Below are 16,476 nucleotides of genomic sequence, written 5' to 3' on the forward strand. Positions count from 1 at the left end.
ACACAGGTGGACGCGGCCTCCAACGAGTCCGCGTCCACCTGCCATGCCTTAGACCGTTACTCGACGATCTCGGCGGCAATTGGAGATGAGCCACGCAACGGCCGACGGAAAAGCCCGGCGCAGGCGACACCCACCAGAGCGGCGCCGCCGCCGATGACGTGGTAGGCGTGCACCGGCTCGCCGAGCATCACGATGGCGCCGAGCGCGGTGAAGACCGGCAAGAGGTTCATGAAAGCCGCGCAACGATTTGGTCCGAGAATGTGGACGCCGCGCACCCACAGGAACGGAAGAACGACGGAGGCAAGGCCTCCGGCATAGGCAATCAGCGGCAAGGTCTCGGCATTCAGCGAACGTAAGGGCGCAGGCGTTGCCAGGAACGCCGGAAACATGATGACCAGAGCGCAGATCGCCTGCATATAGGTCGATTGCCAGCCAGCGACTGGGAGGCTCCAGCGCTTGAGCAGAACCCCATATACGGCATAGCTCAGCGCCGCTATGAACATCAGCGGATCACCGAGATGCACGCCATCGCGAGCAAGCGCCGTCGGATCGCCGGCACTCACCAGATAGATAAGCCCGGCAAGCGACAGAACTCCGCCGCCGACCATGCCGACGGTCGGCGTATCCTTCAGCACAAAGGCGCTCAAAGCCACCGTAAGCAGTGGCGTCAAGGCCGTGAACACCGCCATGTTTGTCGCCGTGGTCGTTTCCGCCGCCAGATAGGACAGGCTCTGGAAGAAGCACATGGCAAGGAAGCCGAGAATGGCGAATTGCCCGAGATGCGGCCAGATGACGAAGCGGTTTCGCCAGGCGGGGATGGCGACGAAGGTGCTCATCAAGCAGACGGCGAGAAGCAGCCGATAGAAGGTGATTGCCTCCGGTCCGATCGTGTGCGCTGACAGCCGGGAGACAATGACGTTTCCGGACCAGAGGACGATGGCGACGAGGGGATAGAGGAATGCGAGGTTGTTTTTCATGTGCGATAACCATGGACCAATTCGAAGGCTCTGGCTTATCGTCTTGAAGCCGGTCCGTATCACTCTATGATGACCATGATTGTAGAGATTGGGACATGCAAAGCGATCCGACGCGCAAACATCTTGAGTTTCATAATACCCATCGCGCCATGGCGGCCATGGACGTCAACTATCCTGACGGCGCCTCCACCGGCTGGCATTCGCATCCGCGCGGCCAGTTGCTCCATGCGATCGAGGGGGTGATGATCGTGCGGTCGGCGGAAGGATCATGGGTGGTGCCGCCGAACCGGGCGCTGTGGCTCGCCGCCGGGCTGGAGCATGACGTGAAGATGTCCGGCGAGGTCAAGATCCGAACCGTTTTCATCGATGCGACGGCAATCCGCCATATGCCGGCGGAAAGCTGTGTCATCGAGGTTTCGCCGCTGTTGCGCGAGCTGATCGTTGCCGCCGTCCAAGTTCCGCTCGACTATGGGGAAGGCAGTCGAGACGACCGTCTCATGCAATTGCTCCTAGATGAAGTGCGTGTCTCCGATGTCTTGCCCCTTCATCTTCCCATGCCGGAGGATGAACGTATCAAACGGATATGCGAGGCGATGACCGCACATCCTGCCGACACGTCGACCGCGGGGCAATGGGCCGAACGTTTGAATGTAACGGCCAAGACGGTGCACCGCCTCTTCGCCAGGGAAACGGGCATGAGCTTCGCGCGATGGCGCGAACAGGCACGCCTCCTGTCCGCGTTGAGCAAACTGGCGAATGGCGAACGCATCATCGACGTCGCCTTCGATTGCGGCTACGCCAGCCAGAGCGCTTTTACCGCCATGTTCCGCCGGCACTTCGGCAAGCCGCCGTCGGAGTTTTATCGTTAGGCGCGCTTTGCCGGCGACTTCAACGAGAACCCGAGAATCGGCGAGCGGCTCTTCGAGTTCGGGCCGCGCGAAGTCAGACTGCTACTCGTAGGCCATTTTGAAACGCGCTACGAAATTCAGCAATCGACGATCTACATTCCGCGACTGTGGCACACGAGGCAAGATCGGTGACAGGCTCGAACATCGACATCGGCTCTTCCTGAGCCGAACATTGGATCATTGGCGTAGCCGTGATCCGAAGATGGCTCGACCGAAAGCATCGGCCTAACTATATTCCCTGGATCGTCCTCCATTCCGGACGTGGGATTTGGCGGAAGCACACAATCATGGACCAGTTCAGCAGCACCGCCGCGACCCTCCTCTCCAGCAAGGATCGCGGCTGGAAGGGCCTGGAGGCGAATTTCCTTCATATCAAGGCCGGCCGTACCCATGTGCCGGGGTCGCAGACGCATCGGCTCGGCATTCATTTCGGACGGGCCGTGAATGCTTTTTGCGAATGCGACGGCCGCCAATACCACCGTCGTCAATCGCACGGAGATATCGATATCGTCCCTGCCGGGCTGGATGGCTGGTGGGAGGACGACGGGGACTGCACCATTCTGCGCCTGAATATCCAGCAGGAACTCCTTCAATCGGCTGCGGAAGCACTCGGCGGAAATCCGGAAACCATCTCCCTGTCGCCAAAATTCCAGCTTCGGGATTCTCGGATCGAATCGATCGCCTGGGCGATCAAGGCTGAAATCGAGGCGCCGGTTCCGTCGGACAGGACATACGCGGAAGCGCTGGGATTGGCGCTGGCGATCCGCCTGATGGAAGGCGGCGAACAGTCTTCGGTCAGTACAGTCGCGACAGGCACAACTTTGACAATCCGCCATCAAAGACACCTGAGGGATTTCATCGAAGCGCATATAGATCAGTCGCTGTCCCTTGGCGATCTCGCCGCGACGGTCGGTCTCAGCGTATCGCATTTGAAGCCACTCTTTCGCGCCACTTTCGGCATGCCGGCTCATCACTATGTACTGACGCGCCGGATCGAGCGCGCCAAACTGCTCATCCTGTCTACCGACATGCCGCTCGCAGAAATCGCTTTGGCGACGGGGTTTGCCCATCAGAGCCACATGACGTACTGGATGCGCCGGATCCTCGGCCTCACCCCCGGCATGCTGAGCCGAATGCATTCATGACTTCGATTGTCGTCCAAACCTGCCATTGACTGTCCGAACCTGCGCGATCCCATGCGCATACAGGGCTAGGCTGCAGCAGGATCGACAGGAGAAGATGCAATGCACGCAATTCTGGGCGCCACCGGCAAGGTTGGCCGCACGACCATCACCACACTGCGCAAGGCCGACGTTGCTGTCCGCGCAATTCTGCGCGATGGCTCGAAAGCACAGGCTTTTTCCGATCTCGGCTGCGAGATCGCCATTGCCGACATACATGACCGGGAGGCGCTGGCGACCGCATTCAAAGGGGTAAGCGCCGTCCAGATCATCTGCCCGGTCGATATTCGTGCCGTCGAGGCCTATTCCGGCATGAAGCGAGTGGTGGACTGCCTTGGCGAGGCCCTAATGGCCGCCAGGCCGCGAACCATTCTCGCCATTTCCGACTATGGCGCACAGCATAGCTCTGGCACCGGCGTCACCTTGATCTTCCACGCCCTCGAAGCACGGCTGCGTCAGCTGGAGACCGAAAGACTTATCCTGTTGAGGTCGGCCGAGCACATGGAAAACTGGGCACGTCTGGCGAAGCTGGCGGCAGAAAGCGGCCGATTACCGAGCTTCTATGATCCGCTGACCAAGCCTCTTCCGACCATCTCCGCCCACGATGTGGGCTTGCTCGCCGCCGAGCTGCTTTTGGAGAAGCAGGACGCCGCTCTCAGGATCGTCCATGCAGAAGGCCCCCGGCGCTATACGCCGAACGACGTTGCGACGGCCATCGGTTCACTGACCGGTCGCGATGTCGTTGCCCAGCTGCTTCCCGAGAGCCAGTGGCAGGCCGCGCTCATCGGCGCGGGCCTATCCGAGGACTACGCGCGACTTCTCGTCGAGCTTTATGCCGCTCATAATGCGGGCCGAATAGACGCTGAACAAGATGTCGGTGAAATTCGTCGAGGCCGGAGCGAAATAGCGGAGGTATTGGGGCGGATTCTCAACGCCTGAGGCAGTCCCTGCATGCCCGCAACGGATCGTTTGCCGCCCACCACACCATTTCAGCAGCCCGGGATCGTCAGCACGACGGTCGTGCCGCCGCCCTTGCGGCTGTCGATCGTCGCGTGGCCGCCATGTGCCTCGGCTATGGCCTTGACAACGGCGAGGCCGAGGCCTGACCCACCGCCTCTTCGTGTTCTGGCATCGTCAGCTCTCCAGAACCGTTCGAAGGCCCGTTCGCTCTCCGCAGCCGTCATGCCCGGACCGTCATCCGAGATCATGATGACGCACAGATTGTCGACTGCTTGCGAGGTCACCGCTAGCGTCGAGCCTGGAGCGTAGCGCGCGACATTGTCGATGAGGGCAAGGACGGCCTGCCGGATACGCGCCCGGTCGGCAATGACAGGCATCTCCTGCAAGTCGGATTCGATCCTGATGTTGAGGTTGGAAAGCGTCGGCATTACGGATTCGAGGATGTCGCCGATTTCCTCTCCGAGGTCGAAGCGCGATTGCTGCAGCTCCATGCGCCCGGCATTCATCAGCGAAAGCGTCCTTAGGTCGTCGACGATGCGCGTCAGGGCATCTATATGCCCTATCAAACCGCGAAACACCTCCTGGCTCGGTTCGAACACCCCATCCGCCAGCCCCTGCATGCGGCCGCGCAGGATCGTCAGAGGCGTGCGCAGTTCGTGCGCGATCGCCGAATTTGAATATTGGAGTTCCTTTTCCGCTCTTTGCAGCTCCTCCGCCATGCGGTTGAAGTCGTTGATCAGACGGTCGGCTTCGCCAAAACTGCCTTCGCCGGTCGCCCGGCCGGCAAAGTCTCCCTCCGCGATGAGACGCGCAGCCTCCGTCACGGCCGTCAGGGGCTTCACAAGGCGCCTGGCGAGCCGCCATCCAACATAGGCGCCGACGGCCTGGCCGATCGCCACGTTGATGCCGAGCACGACGAAATCGCTGACTGCCCAATCATCCGGCGGAGCGGAGTCCTTGAATAGCCATTCGTAGGCATAGCCGTAGATCAGGAATCCGAAAAACATCACCGACAGGGCGACGAAAGCCACGATCGTCGTCGACCAGATGATTTGCCTGTTAAGGCTGTTGCTAACCGAAGTCGCCAAGGCGGTAACCCACTCCCCTGACGCCATTAAGGAGGTCGCCGACACCGGCGGCATCCAGCTTGCGGCGAAGTTTGCTCATGTGGCTGTCCACGGTGCGGTCGAGCGCATCTCCCTCGGGAAGGCAGGCATCGACGATTTCGCCGCGTTCGAAGGCCCTGTTCGGGAAGCCGGCCATGTATTCGAGGATGCGGAATTCGGTGCGCGTCAGGTTCAACGGGATGCGGCTTTCGCCGTCCTCCACCACCGCCATATGGGCTACCGGATCTATGGCGAGCCTGCCGACCCGCAGCACCTTATTCGCAGCGCTTCCCGTCGCCCTCCTTAGAACCGCCCGCGCCCGGGCGACCACCTCGACAGGGTTGAACGGCTTGACCACATAGTCGTCGGCGCCCGAGCGCAGCCCATGCAGCTTGTCGAGGTCGTCGGCGAGCGCGGTGACCATGATGACGGGCGTATCGCTTCTTTGGCGAATGGTGGCAAGCACGGTGTGACCGTCAAGCTTCGGCAGCTTGATATCGAGCACCACGAGATCCGGCCTCAGCCGCTGGTGATGGGAAAGCCCGATCTCGCCATCCGAGGCCGTCAGCACCCGAAATCCCTCGCGCTCGAAATAGCGTTCAAGGATATCGGAAATCTCCGGCTCATCTTCCACGATCAATATCAGCGCGTTTTCCATCCAGGGCTCCTTTGCCGGGAAGAAACGTCAGACGGGCCTGCACGTCAATATTCCTCCACCCTCCTCCATGAAACCTCCACAAAACGTCGACCAAAGAACAACAATCCCGATGTTTGCTTAGGCTCGGACGAAAGTGCCACTCGCGCCCGGCGTTGAAGCGGCTCCTTTCGGATAGTTCATGCCGGCAAGACGCGGAGCGACGATCTCGGCGCGTCACGGCCAATTGGGAATACATTCATGCGATCTGCATTCGAACTGCCTTGCTGGAAGGCAATATTGGCGGCGGCGGCGATGCTCGCGCTGGTTTCCGGCCACGCGTACGCACAGGGGAGCGGCGAAACGCCCCCGCCCGCCGTCGGTGTCCTGGAAATCAAGGCGCATCCGGTCCCTGTCATGAGCGAGCTTCCCGGACGCATAGCCGCGACCAGGATCTCCGAAGTGCGTGCTCGGGTCTCGGGCATCCTCCAGGAGCGCGTCTTTCAACAAGGCAGCCTCGTCCATCAGGGCGACGTCCTTTACCGGATCGACCCGAAACTGTTTCAGGTGCGGGTGGCGAGCGCCAAGGCGGCCTTGCAGAAGGCAAAGGCCGTGCAGGCCAATGCCAAGCAGCAACTGGAACGCCAACGCTCGCTCCGTGAGCGCAATGTCTCGACGGCCGTCGACTACGATACCGCCGCCGTCAATCTTGCCCAGGCCGACGCCGATGTCGCGTCCCAGGAAGCGGCGCTCGACGAGGCGGAGATCAATCTCGACTATACTGAGGTGCGAGCACCCATCACCGGCATCATCGGCGGAGCCCTCGTGACCGAAGGAACACTCGTGACTGCCGAGGGCGCGTCCAACCTCGCGCTCATCCAGCAGATCGATCCGGTCTATGCCGACTTCACGCAATCGGCGCAGGATCTCCTGGCGTTGAAGCGCGCCGTCAGCGAAGGCAAGCTGCAGAGCCCGGCGCCCGGAGAGGCGTTGGTCGAACTCGTCCTCGATGGCGGGAAAAGCTATTCCAAGTCCGGCAAGCTTTTGTTTTCGAATGCGAATGTAGACCCCAATACGGGACAGGTCACGCTACGCGCGGAATTTCCCAATCCCGATGGCGATCTTCTGCCCGGCATGTATGTGCGTGTGCGCATCGAGCAGGCCGTCCAGAAGAGCGGCATTACCATTCCGCAGAGAGCCGTGACGAGGGACGCCGAAGGCAATCCTCAGGTCCTCGTGCTCTCTTCCGATCAAACGGCCCAGATACGCAATATCGCCCTCGGCGCATCCCTCGGCGCCGAATGGATCGTCCTTTCGGGCCTGAAGGACGGCGAAACCATCATCGCCGAAGGGGTCCAGAAGGTCACGCCCAGCGGCAAGGTCGCCGCCGAACCATGGACGCCACAAAACGCGGAGCCGAACACCGCAGACCAGGCCGCAAAGTAATTAAATCATGGCACAGTTCTTTATCGGGCGACCCGTCCTCGCATGGGTCTTCGCTTTCTTCATCATGATCGCGGGGATCATTACGATTCCTGTATTACCGGTGGCGCAATATCCCGCCGTCGCTCCGCCGCAGCTCTCCATTTCCGCCTCCTACCCCGGCGCTTCCCCGCAGGAAATCTATCAGGGGGTTACCCGCCTGATCGAGGAGGAGCTGAACGGCGTCCATGGCATCGCCTATTTCGAATCGACCTCCGACAATTCCGGCTCGGTGAGCATCAATGCGACCTTCGTCTCCGGAACCGATATCGGCAAGGCGACCGTCGACGTCCAAAACGCCGTTCGACGCGTCGAGGCGCGGCTGCCGCAGGCGGTCCGCACGCAGGGCATTCAGGTTGAGGAAGCGAGCGCCGGCTTCCTGTTGATCGCCGCCCTGACCTCGACCGACGGCAAGATGGACGAGATCGCGCTTGGCGATTACATCAACCGCAATATCCTTGGAGAGCTGCGCCGTTTGCCGGGCGTAGGCCGGGCTCAGGTCTTCGCCTCACAGCGGGCGCTACGCGTCTGGATCGACCCGGATAAGATGGTGGGTCTTCACTTGACGGCGGCAGACATCGGTGCGGCAATCGCAGCCCAGAATGCGCAGGTCGCGGCCGGCCAGATCGGCGCCACGCCCAGTCCGGTCGGCCAGGATTTGACCGTGACCGTGATCGTCGAAGGCCAGCTCGACAGTGCGAAGCAATTCGGCGACGTCATCCTCCGCGCCAATCCCGATGGCTCGACCGTGCGCCTGCGCGACGTCGCGCGCGTCGAGGACGGCGCGGAAACCTATTCGACCGCAAGTCGGCTCAACGGCAATCCGAGCGCCGGCCTTGCCATCCAGCTTTCCTCGACCGGCAACGCCGTCGCCGTGTCGGGCGCCGTCAGGGCGAAAATGGACGAACTGTCGAAATTCTTCCCGAAGGGCGTCGAGTACTCGATACCCTACGACACCAGCCCCTTCGTCAATGCCTCGATCGAGAAGGTCGTTCACACGCTCATCGAGGCGATCGTGCTCGTCTTTATCGTGATGTTCGTCTTCTTGCAGAACTTCCGCTACACGGTCATCCCGACACTCGTCGTGCCGGTCGCGCTGCTGGGCACCTGCGCCATCATGTATGCGACAGGCTTCTCCATCAACGTGTTGACCATGTTTGCCATGGTTCTGGCGATCGGCATCCTTGTCGACGACGCGATCGTCGTGGTCGAGAATGTCGAGCGCATCATGGCCGAAGAAGGTTTGCCCCCGAAAGCCGCGACGCAGAAGGCGATGAAGCAGATCACCGGCGCCATCCTCGGCATTACATTGGTGCTGTCCTGCGTCTTCATTCCAATGGCATTCTTCCCAGGAGCCTCCGGCATCATCTACCGCCAGTTCTCGCTGACCATGGTCGCCTCGATCATGTTCTCGGCCTTTCTGGCGCTGTCGCTGACGCCGGCGCTCTGCGCCACCTTCCTGAAGCCGATCGACGGAAATCACCATGAGAGGAAGGGTCTCGGCGGCTGGTTCAATCGCAAGTTCGATGGAATGACGGCGAGCTACACCGAGATCGCGGTTGGGCTGGCGCGGCGGCCGGGACGCGTGATGGGCGTCTATCTCGCGCTCGTCGTCGGCCTCGGCCATCTTTTCGTCAACCTGCCTGGTTCCTTCGTGCCGGAGGAAGATCAGGGCATCCTGATCGTCGATATCCAGGGACCGCCGGAAGCGAGCGCCAACCGCACGATCGCGTCATTAAAGCAGATCGAAGCGATTTTCAGCGCAGAACCGGCTGTCGAGAACGTCTTCGCCGTCCAGGGCTTCAGCTTCTCCGGAAACGGCCCGAACTCGGCCATCGCCTTCGTGACGCTCAAGGACTGGGCCGTTCGGCCGGCCGGCAGTTCGGTGCCTGAAATCGCCGAGCGCGTCAACGCACAGCTCGCCGGATTGAAGGACGCCACCTCCTATGCGCTGTCGCCGCCGCCGATCGACGGCTTCGGCACGACAAGCGGTTTCTCCTTCAGGCTCCAGGATCGCTCCGGGCGCGGGCAAAAGGCGCTGAAGCTGGCCGGAGACGAGTTGATGGCAAAGGCGGCCGAGAGCAGCGTGGTGACGAATGTCCGCATCGAGGGAATGCAGGAGGCTGCGCAGATCGTGCTGGCGATCGACCGCGAAAAGGCAAACACCTTCGGCGTCGGCTTCTCCGACATCAACGATGCGATCACCACAAGCCTCGGCTCTTCCTATATCAACGACTATCCGAATGCCGGCCGCATGCAGCAGGTCATCGTGCAGGCGGACGGCCGCAGCCGCATGCAGGTGGAAGACATGATGAAACTGAACGTTCGCAACGCAAGCGGCGGGATGGTGCCGCTCTCGTCGTTCGCGACCGCCGACTGGCGCAAGGGCGATCCGCAGATCGTAGGCTACAATGGTTATCCGACGATCCGCATCACCGGCGAGGCAGCGGTAGGCAAGTCTTCGGGTGCTGCGATTGCCGAGATGGAACGCCTCGCATCCGAACTTTCCGACGGCTTCGGCTACGAGTGGTCCGGCCAGTCGCGCGAGGAAATCACCTCCGGCAGCCAGGCGCCGATCCTCTTCGCCTTCAGTATCCTCTTCGTCTTTCTGCTGCTTGCAGGCCTTTATGAGAGCTGGTCGATCCCGCTATCGGTCATGCTTGTCGTCCCACTCGGCATCATCGGCTGCGTGCTGGCGGCAATCCTGCGCGAGATGCCGAACGACCTTTATTTCAAGGTTGGGCTCATCGCGATCATCGGCCTGTCGGCGAAGAACGCCATCCTGATCGTCGAGTTCGCAAGGGATTACTATGCTCAAGGCAAGTCCCTGCTCGACTCGGCGATCGAGGCGGCCCGTGTCCGCTTCCGCCCGATCGTGATGACGTCACTTGCCTTCACGCTCGGCGTCGTACCGCTCGCCATCGCCACGGGTCCCAGTGCCGCCAGCCAGAACGCGATCGGCACCGGCGTCCTCGGCGGCATGATCTCCGCGACAATCCTCGCCGTCTTCTTCGTCCCGGTCTTCTTCGTCTTTGTGCTGTCCCTCCTCCGGACCAAAAGACCGGCCGAAGAGAAGGGTGCGGGCGCCGACGTCCCGCCCGCACCCACTGCTCACTCCGGTTCCGGATAAGGTGTGAAGGGGATAAGAGTGGAGGCGGCCTGAAATGTTCGAGGCCTCTTCCGTTCATGACCAATCAGGTCTGTTAGAAGCCGGGCTGGGAGCGCGGGATACCAGCCCACTGATCCTGCGTTAGAGAATCGAGGCCGCGAGAGACGGATTGTAGGTTGGAGATCGAACATGATGATCGTCATTCTTGCGATCCGGCCTTTGGCGATTTCAATCGCTTCACGTCGCGCGCAATTCCTGACATATATGCGGAGAGGCGACTTGCCGTCGTGGATATGGCGTCATGAACGGATCAACACCGGAGAAAAGCAAGTTGCGGGCACCCGCGGGCTCCGTCACGGGGCTTTGCTCAGCGTCCGCGACGATGTTTGCAGTGGGAATGGCCTTTCTGGGCTATTGGGGAGTGTATGATCAGGGGCCCTGGCGTATATCCGATTATTTCGTCGTGGCCTTAGCCATTATCGGATTCGCAGCTCTCGGCTCCGTGCCCTGGATCGTAACGACGCCGGTAGCGGAAGAAGAGGCGGAGAAAGTTGTCGGTGCCAGGCGCGCGTTGGCACTTGGGGTCGCCTTGATCTGGCTGTCCGTTTGCATCGCGGTATGCACCTGACCCATTCTGCCAACTTGTCGCATAGCTGATTTCAAAACTCCCCCGGCTGCAAGGGATACCGGCCTGCTGGGCTATGCGAACACCCGTGAAAGGATGGAGCTTTTATCCTCCCGCTTCCTCGATATACATGACATAATCAACGGCCATATGGAGCAGGAGCATTTTTCGATGCAGCGCGAAGCGGTGTGGACGCTGGCTTTGTTTATTCTCCTCGTGTTTAGCGCCGCGCTCGGTTCGATATTGCGCGCGAGATTACCCGCCCCGCATCGCGGCAACGAGACGATGGACTTTCTCCGGGTCGTTACAGCCCTTCTTGTCACCTTTGCCGCACTCGTCATGAGCTTGCTCCTGGCATCGGAGCTGAACGCATTCACAACGGCGTCTCACGATCGCAACCGCTACGCCGCCAGCCTGGCGGAGATGGACCGCTGTCTGAGGAATTACGGCCCGGCATTGGATCATGAGCGACAACTTCTGCGCGGCTACACAACCGCCGTCATTGCCAGCACATGGCCAGGTGAGCCAGTTCCAGCGGGGGTGACATATCCCGACATATCAAAATTGCCTTTGACTGGCGAAGCGCCCGTTCTTGGAGCAATTCTCAATGATATGGGTCTCGGCATTGCCCGCGAGCGGCCCACCGATCCCTTGCATCAGTTGCTCGTGACCCGTTGTAATCAGCTCTTCAGTGATCTCCTGGCGGCGCGATGGACCGTGATCGAGGACGCGCACGGCTCGCTTTCGGCACCGTTTCTTGGTGTCCTGATCTTCTGGCTTATGCTGGTATTCCTAAGCTTTGGTCTTCAGGCCCCCAGAAACCCGCTCACCGGCTCCATTGTCACCGTCGCCATCATTTCGGTGGCGAGCGTCATGTTTGTCATCTTGGATCTCGACCTTCCCTATGGCGGTCTCTTCGGCATTTCGAGCGAATCCATGCGGCATGCGCTCGCCGATATGCTGGCGCCCTAGCAGTCGACAAAGCCGTGTACATCGCTCGATCGACGCGTGGGCGCGAAATCATCGGATCGAAACTCGATAGCTGGCGAATATGCGCGTCTTGCAGCTATGATATGGCGCGCAGGATCCTGGAGAAGGCAGGCGTGAGGGTCGCACCGGGCTCGGTTTTCGGGCCTGGGGGGAAGATTGCGACACATGTGTTTTGCCGTTGATCCTGGCGCTCATCGAGGAAGGTGCGAAGCGACTGAAAGCGCTTCCGTGCAAGCAGCAATAGGATGAAGGATAATGAAGAAACTTATCAATCGACCCGCTGACGTGGTGCGGGAAATGCTGGAGGGCATTGTCGCCCTCGCGCCCGGCCTTGCGCTGCTCGACACGGAGAATGTCATCCTGCGCGCCGACCTACCCGCGATCGCGGACCGGGCGGTCGCCCTGATCTCGGGCGGCGGCGCCGGTCATGAACCGGCCCATGCCGGGTATGTCGGGCCTGGCATGTTGACCGCGGCTGTTACCGGCGAGGTCTTCACCTCGCCGAGCGTCGATGCCGTGCTTGCCGCCATTCGCGCCAGCGCCGGCCCCGCGGGCGCACTGCTGATCGTGAAGAATTATACCGGCGACCGCTTGAATTTCGGCCTTGCCGGAGAACTCGCCGCTATCGAGGGAATCCCGACCGAGCTCGTCGTCGTGGCGGACGATGTGGCGCTTTCCGGTCTCGTGCCGCGTGAGCGCCGCCGCGGCATCGCCGGAACGGTACTTGTCCATAAGATCGCGGGCGCGGCCGCGGCGAGCGGCAAGAGCCTGAAGGAGGTTGCCGCCATCGCTCGGTCGGCCGCGTCGCGACTCGGCACAATGGGCGTAGCGCTCGGTGCCTGCATCGTGCCGGCGGCCGGCAAGGCCGGTTTCACGCTCGCTGATGACGAAATCGAACTTGGCCTCGGCATCCATGGCGAAAAGGGCGTCGAGCGCACGAAACATCTGCCCGCGGACGCCATCACCGACAGGATCATCGGGCAGATCGTCACGGACATGCAGCTTGCGTTAGGTTCCAGGGTCGCATTGCTCATCAATGGGCTCGGGGCAACGCCGCCCATGGAGCTGGCGGTCGTCACCCGTCGCGCGGTCGCATCGCTGCGTTCTCGTGGTCTCAGGATCGAACGGGCCTGGAGCGGCAATTTCCTGACGGCGCTCGAAATGCCGGGTTGCTCGATTTCACTCCTGAACCTGGACGAGGGCGATATCGAACTGCTGGATGCCGATACGTCCGCGACCGCGTGGCCGCGGGGCGGCGCGATCTCGGAAGCACCCCATATCGTGCGGGTGCCGAACATGCCGGAGAGCGAAGCTCCGCTCGGCGATGCGGGCCGGTTCGACCCTCACGATTTGCGCCGCATCGGTCTCGCCGTCTGTGATGCGCTGGAGGCGGCCGAAGCCCATCTGACCGAGCTCGACAGCAAGGCAGGCGACGGCGATCTCGGCGCGAGCATGCTTCGTGGCGCCGAAGCCATTCGCGCCCTGCCCGAAAGCGCCTGGATCAACCCCGCCAACGCGCTGGTCGCAATCGGCAATGCGCTACGGCGGGCGATCGCCGGAAGCTCCGGGCCCTTCTATGCAATCGCGTTGACGCGGGCTGGGCGCCATCTCGGCGAGCACAATCGCTTCTCGCCTGAAGATTTTCGCGCCGCCCTCGCGATCGGTATTGCTGCCATCAGCGAGATCGGGGGAGCAAAGCCGGGTGACCGCACCATGCTCGATGCGCTTGATCCGGCCTTGCGAGCGCTCGAGGCAACCGGCGTCAAGGTGCCCGCCGCCGAGGCCTGGAAGCAGGCAGCCTCCGCCGCGGCCGAAGGCGCACGCCGCACGGCGGATATGGTACCGAAACTCGGCCGCGCGAGCTATCTTGGCGAAAGAGCTCTCGGCACCCAAGACGGTGGCGCAGCAGCCGTCGCGATCTGGATGGAGGCACTGGCGACAAGTCTCTGATTTCGCTGGCGTGGCGCCAAACCCGACATTCGAACCGCCTCGACTGCCATCCATGTGGCACTTATGGCCATCTTCTCGGCTGTATGAGCATTCGCATCGCGCGCTGCAGGATCGGACAGTTAGAGGAACGCCATATAATCGGTTTCGCTGTATCGCCAACTACGGCAGTCAATCCTTTTTCGTGAGAGGTTGCCGATACGGATCGACCAATCGGTCCACCCTCCCCCCGTACGCCGGCAGCATGAGTCAGCCGTGGAAACGAAATACATTCTCGTCCCACTCACTTTCCGGAGGAATCCAAGGTCGCCCGCAGCGATTGACGAGCTTCGGACAGCACGGGGACGTAGAGCGAGCTCAAGGTCGCCGCGAACGTCGCTGTGAGATGATCGGCATCCTTATAAAGCGGCAGACCGTTTCGCACGGCATCGCAACGATCGCTGCCGCAGATGGCTGGAAGCGGATCGATGATCGTTGCACCATATTTCGCAGCCACACGGCTTAGGATCACATGCGAGAGCGCCTGCCTCTTCTCGATATACTCCAAGGGGGGAGCAACCTCCGTTGACGTGCCTTGCATCATCGCCTTGGCGACGGCCTCCGGCATATAGCGCCCCATTTCGGGGACATCCGAGACCAGCACGACCTTGATGCCCTGACTAGTCAGATCGGCAATCAGGCGGTCCATCGATTGGGCGACCGACGCCGATCGATCCTCCACTGGAGGCTGCACGGAAGCATCGAAATACGGCCCCTCATTGGGCATTTCGGCATCGTGGACATATTTGGGCCAATAGGCCACCAGGAAAACCAGTGGAATATGCTGGGCCTTAATCAGATCGAGCACCGCGCCGTTGAAATCGCCGCAAAGCTCGGTATCACCGCGCGGTGTGAGCTGAACATCTGGCAAAGGCGGGCACGACGAATGGCCTGCGAATAGGCCGCTGATCCCAACCTGCCTCGCCGCCGCATCGATGGCGGGCGCCATGGCGCCGGAATGGGAATCGCCCCAAACGAGAAAAGTGGGTTTCGCCGCCTCCTCCGGCCCAAGCGGACAAAGCTTGCCCGCACGAATATCCGCAGCAGGACGCCCTGCCGTGTCGGATTCAGCAAAGCACGGCGGTAGGCTGAAGCGGCTCTGATCGTAAGTGGAAGCATAGACCCGCTGCACATCCGCCGGCAGTCGACCGGGTACACCGCCGTGATGGGCGACATAGTCTCCCAATCCGGCAGCGGCGATCACGACGGTCAGTGCCCCAGCAAATAACGGCGAGCGCTTTACCAGGCTGCCGCGTCCACGGAACGGCCGCTCGATGAAGCGCCATGAGATGATGGACATGGCGAGCGACGCCAGCACGATCAGGCCGCCCTGCATCAGCGAAAGCTCCCGTCCCGTCACCTCGCGGCTGAAGACGATGAGCGGCCAATGCCAGAGATAAAGCGAGTAGGAGATCAACCCAACGAAGACCATTGGCCGCGATCGTAGAACTCTGCTCGCTGGCCCGAGCTCGTCTCGCGCATGGATCACCAGTGCCACGCCAAGACAGGGTACCAGAGCTGCCGGCCCGGGGAAGAGTGTCCGCTCGCTAAAGCCGAAGACGGCGATCGCGATCAAAAGCACACCGGCGCAGGCCAATCCGGCTCGCACCTGGGGTCGCTTTGGCATCGGTAGGACACCGAAGGCCAGCATCGCTCCTAGGAGCAGCTCCCAGGCGCGAAATTGCAGCAGATAAAATGCGTCGGGCTGCGACCGGAACAGCGTCCATGTGACCGCTGCGAAAGACACGGCCAGCAATCCAGCCAGGATCGATGCGATATACCGTCGCGCAAACCGGTTTAGGACCAATAACAGCAAGGGAAACAGAATGTAGAACTGCTCCTCGACCGCCAAGGACCAAGTGTGCAGCAGCGGCTTCATTTGCGCGCCGATATCGAAGTATCCGCTCTCCTTGTCGAATTGGATATTCGATGTGAACAGGGCGGCCGCCTTCAAGCTACGCGCGAAATAGGCAAATTCGGCTGGCATCAGCAGGAACCATGCCGCGACCGAAGACGTGGCCAGGACAGCGAACAATGCCGGAAAAATCCGCCGGATACGGCGCTCATAGAATCGGACGAGACTGAATTCGCCCGTCGCGATTTCCTTGGAAATCAGTGATGCCATCAGGAAGCCGGAAATGACGAAGAATATATCAACGCCGACGAAGCCGCCGCCAAACCCCGGGATGCTGGTGTGATAGAGAACGACCGGAAGGATCGCCAGGGCGCGCAGGCCGTCGATATCGCGGCGATAGGTGAAGCCGCCAGGCTCGTATCCGGGGACGGACGCCACGGACGACGAGCGCCTAAGAACAAGATTCAAATTCAACGCTCCGACGCCGCCGACACGTGCATACAGCCGCGGCGTGTTGTTTTTCTGGGAAATAGTCTCTTTGACTGACGTAAAGCTGAAGAACCCTGGTTTCGAGTGCTTTCTCGAGGCGTCGGTCAGGGCGCCACCAGAATGGGGCCGACGGAGGCGATCAAGCATCAAGGCCTTCCGATGCGTCGGCGGCGG

Annotated in this window: 12 protein-coding genes and 1 pseudogene; 9 read left to right on the forward strand and 4 right to left on the reverse strand. The window is 61.3% G+C overall.

Annotation, left to right across the window (positions count from 1 at the left end; all coding sequences use genetic code 11):
- Positions 1-56: 56 nt before the first annotated feature.
- Positions 57-977 carry a DMT family transporter gene (locus AC13RC_RS09215; protein ID WP_113388778.1) on the reverse strand — a complete coding sequence of 307 codons (921 nt, stop codon included), beginning with the start codon at positions 975-977 and terminating at the stop codon, positions 57-59.
- A gap of 95 nt (positions 978-1,072) precedes the next feature.
- On the opposite strand from AC13RC_RS09215, the gene AC13RC_RS09220 reads away from it, so the two are divergent.
- The 4 genes and pseudogenes from AC13RC_RS09220 to AC13RC_RS09235 all read left to right on the forward strand — a co-directional run bounded on the left by AC13RC_RS09220 (position 1,073) and on the right by AC13RC_RS09235 (position 4,005).
- Positions 1,073-1,846, forward strand: a complete 774-nt coding sequence (locus tag AC13RC_RS09220) for an AraC family transcriptional regulator (protein ID WP_113388779.1) — start codon at positions 1,073-1,075, stop codon at positions 1,844-1,846.
- A pseudogene (locus tag AC13RC_RS09225) lies at positions 1,765-2,017 on the forward strand (type II toxin-antitoxin system RelE/ParE family toxin). The gene AC13RC_RS09220 and the pseudogene AC13RC_RS09225 overlap by 82 nt, the downstream one beginning before the upstream one ends.
- A 155-nt stretch (positions 2,018-2,172) precedes the next feature.
- On the forward strand, positions 2,173-3,030 hold the full coding sequence (locus AC13RC_RS09230) for a helix-turn-helix domain-containing protein (RefSeq protein ID WP_113420679.1): 858 nt from the start codon (positions 2,173-2,175) through the stop codon (positions 3,028-3,030).
- Between the two features lie 99 nt (positions 3,031-3,129).
- A complete protein-coding gene (locus tag AC13RC_RS09235; protein ID WP_488556970.1) occupies positions 3,130-4,005 on the forward strand; it encodes an NmrA family NAD(P)-binding protein in 876 nt (291 codons plus the stop codon).
- 50 nt (positions 4,006-4,055) lie between these two features.
- Here AC13RC_RS09235 and AC13RC_RS09240 read toward each other — a convergent pair whose 3' ends face one another.
- Positions 4,056-5,114: a sensor histidine kinase gene (locus AC13RC_RS09240; protein ID WP_113331727.1), complete on the reverse strand. Its 1,059-nt coding sequence runs from the start codon at positions 5,112-5,114 to the stop codon at positions 4,056-4,058.
- Entirely contained in the window at positions 5,098-5,790 is a 693-nt protein-coding gene (locus tag AC13RC_RS09245) for a response regulator (protein WP_113331726.1), read from the reverse strand. The genes AC13RC_RS09240 and AC13RC_RS09245 overlap by 17 nt, the downstream gene beginning before the upstream one ends.
- Before the next feature lie 237 nt (positions 5,791-6,027).
- Between AC13RC_RS09245 and AC13RC_RS09250 the strand changes: the two genes are divergently transcribed.
- From AC13RC_RS09250 to AC13RC_RS09270, 5 genes are all read left to right on the forward strand, one after another.
- The gene (locus tag AC13RC_RS09250) at positions 6,028-7,212 is read left to right on the forward strand and encodes an efflux RND transporter periplasmic adaptor subunit (RefSeq protein ID WP_488556971.1); all 1,185 of its coding nucleotides are present in this window, start codon (positions 6,028-6,030) and stop codon (positions 7,210-7,212) included.
- 7 nt (positions 7,213-7,219) lie between these two features.
- The gene (locus AC13RC_RS09255) at positions 7,220-10,378 is read left to right on the forward strand and encodes a multidrug efflux RND transporter permease subunit (RefSeq protein WP_488556972.1); all 3,159 of its coding nucleotides are present in this window, start codon (positions 7,220-7,222) and stop codon (positions 10,376-10,378) included.
- Between the two features lie 280 nt (positions 10,379-10,658).
- Entirely contained in the window at positions 10,659-10,985 is a 327-nt protein-coding gene (locus tag AC13RC_RS09260) for a hypothetical protein (RefSeq protein ID WP_095438722.1), read from the forward strand.
- Between the two features lie 168 nt (positions 10,986-11,153).
- Positions 11,154-11,954 carry a bestrophin-like domain gene (locus AC13RC_RS09265; protein ID WP_113353584.1) on the forward strand — a complete coding sequence of 267 codons (801 nt, stop codon included), beginning with the start codon at positions 11,154-11,156 and terminating at the stop codon, positions 11,952-11,954.
- Between the two features lie 273 nt (positions 11,955-12,227).
- Positions 12,228-13,922: a dihydroxyacetone kinase family protein gene (locus AC13RC_RS09270; RefSeq protein WP_488556973.1), complete on the forward strand. Its 1,695-nt coding sequence runs from the start codon at positions 12,228-12,230 to the stop codon at positions 13,920-13,922.
- Between the two features lie 280 nt (positions 13,923-14,202).
- Here AC13RC_RS09270 and AC13RC_RS09275 read toward each other — a convergent pair whose 3' ends face one another.
- Complete coding sequence (locus AC13RC_RS09275) at positions 14,203-16,281, reverse strand: acyltransferase family protein (RefSeq protein ID WP_488556974.1); 2,079 nt, start codon at positions 16,279-16,281, stop codon at positions 14,203-14,205.
- Positions 16,282-16,476 lie beyond the last annotated feature (195 nt).

Source organism: Martinezella sp. CNPSo 3890, from assembly GCF_057784455.1.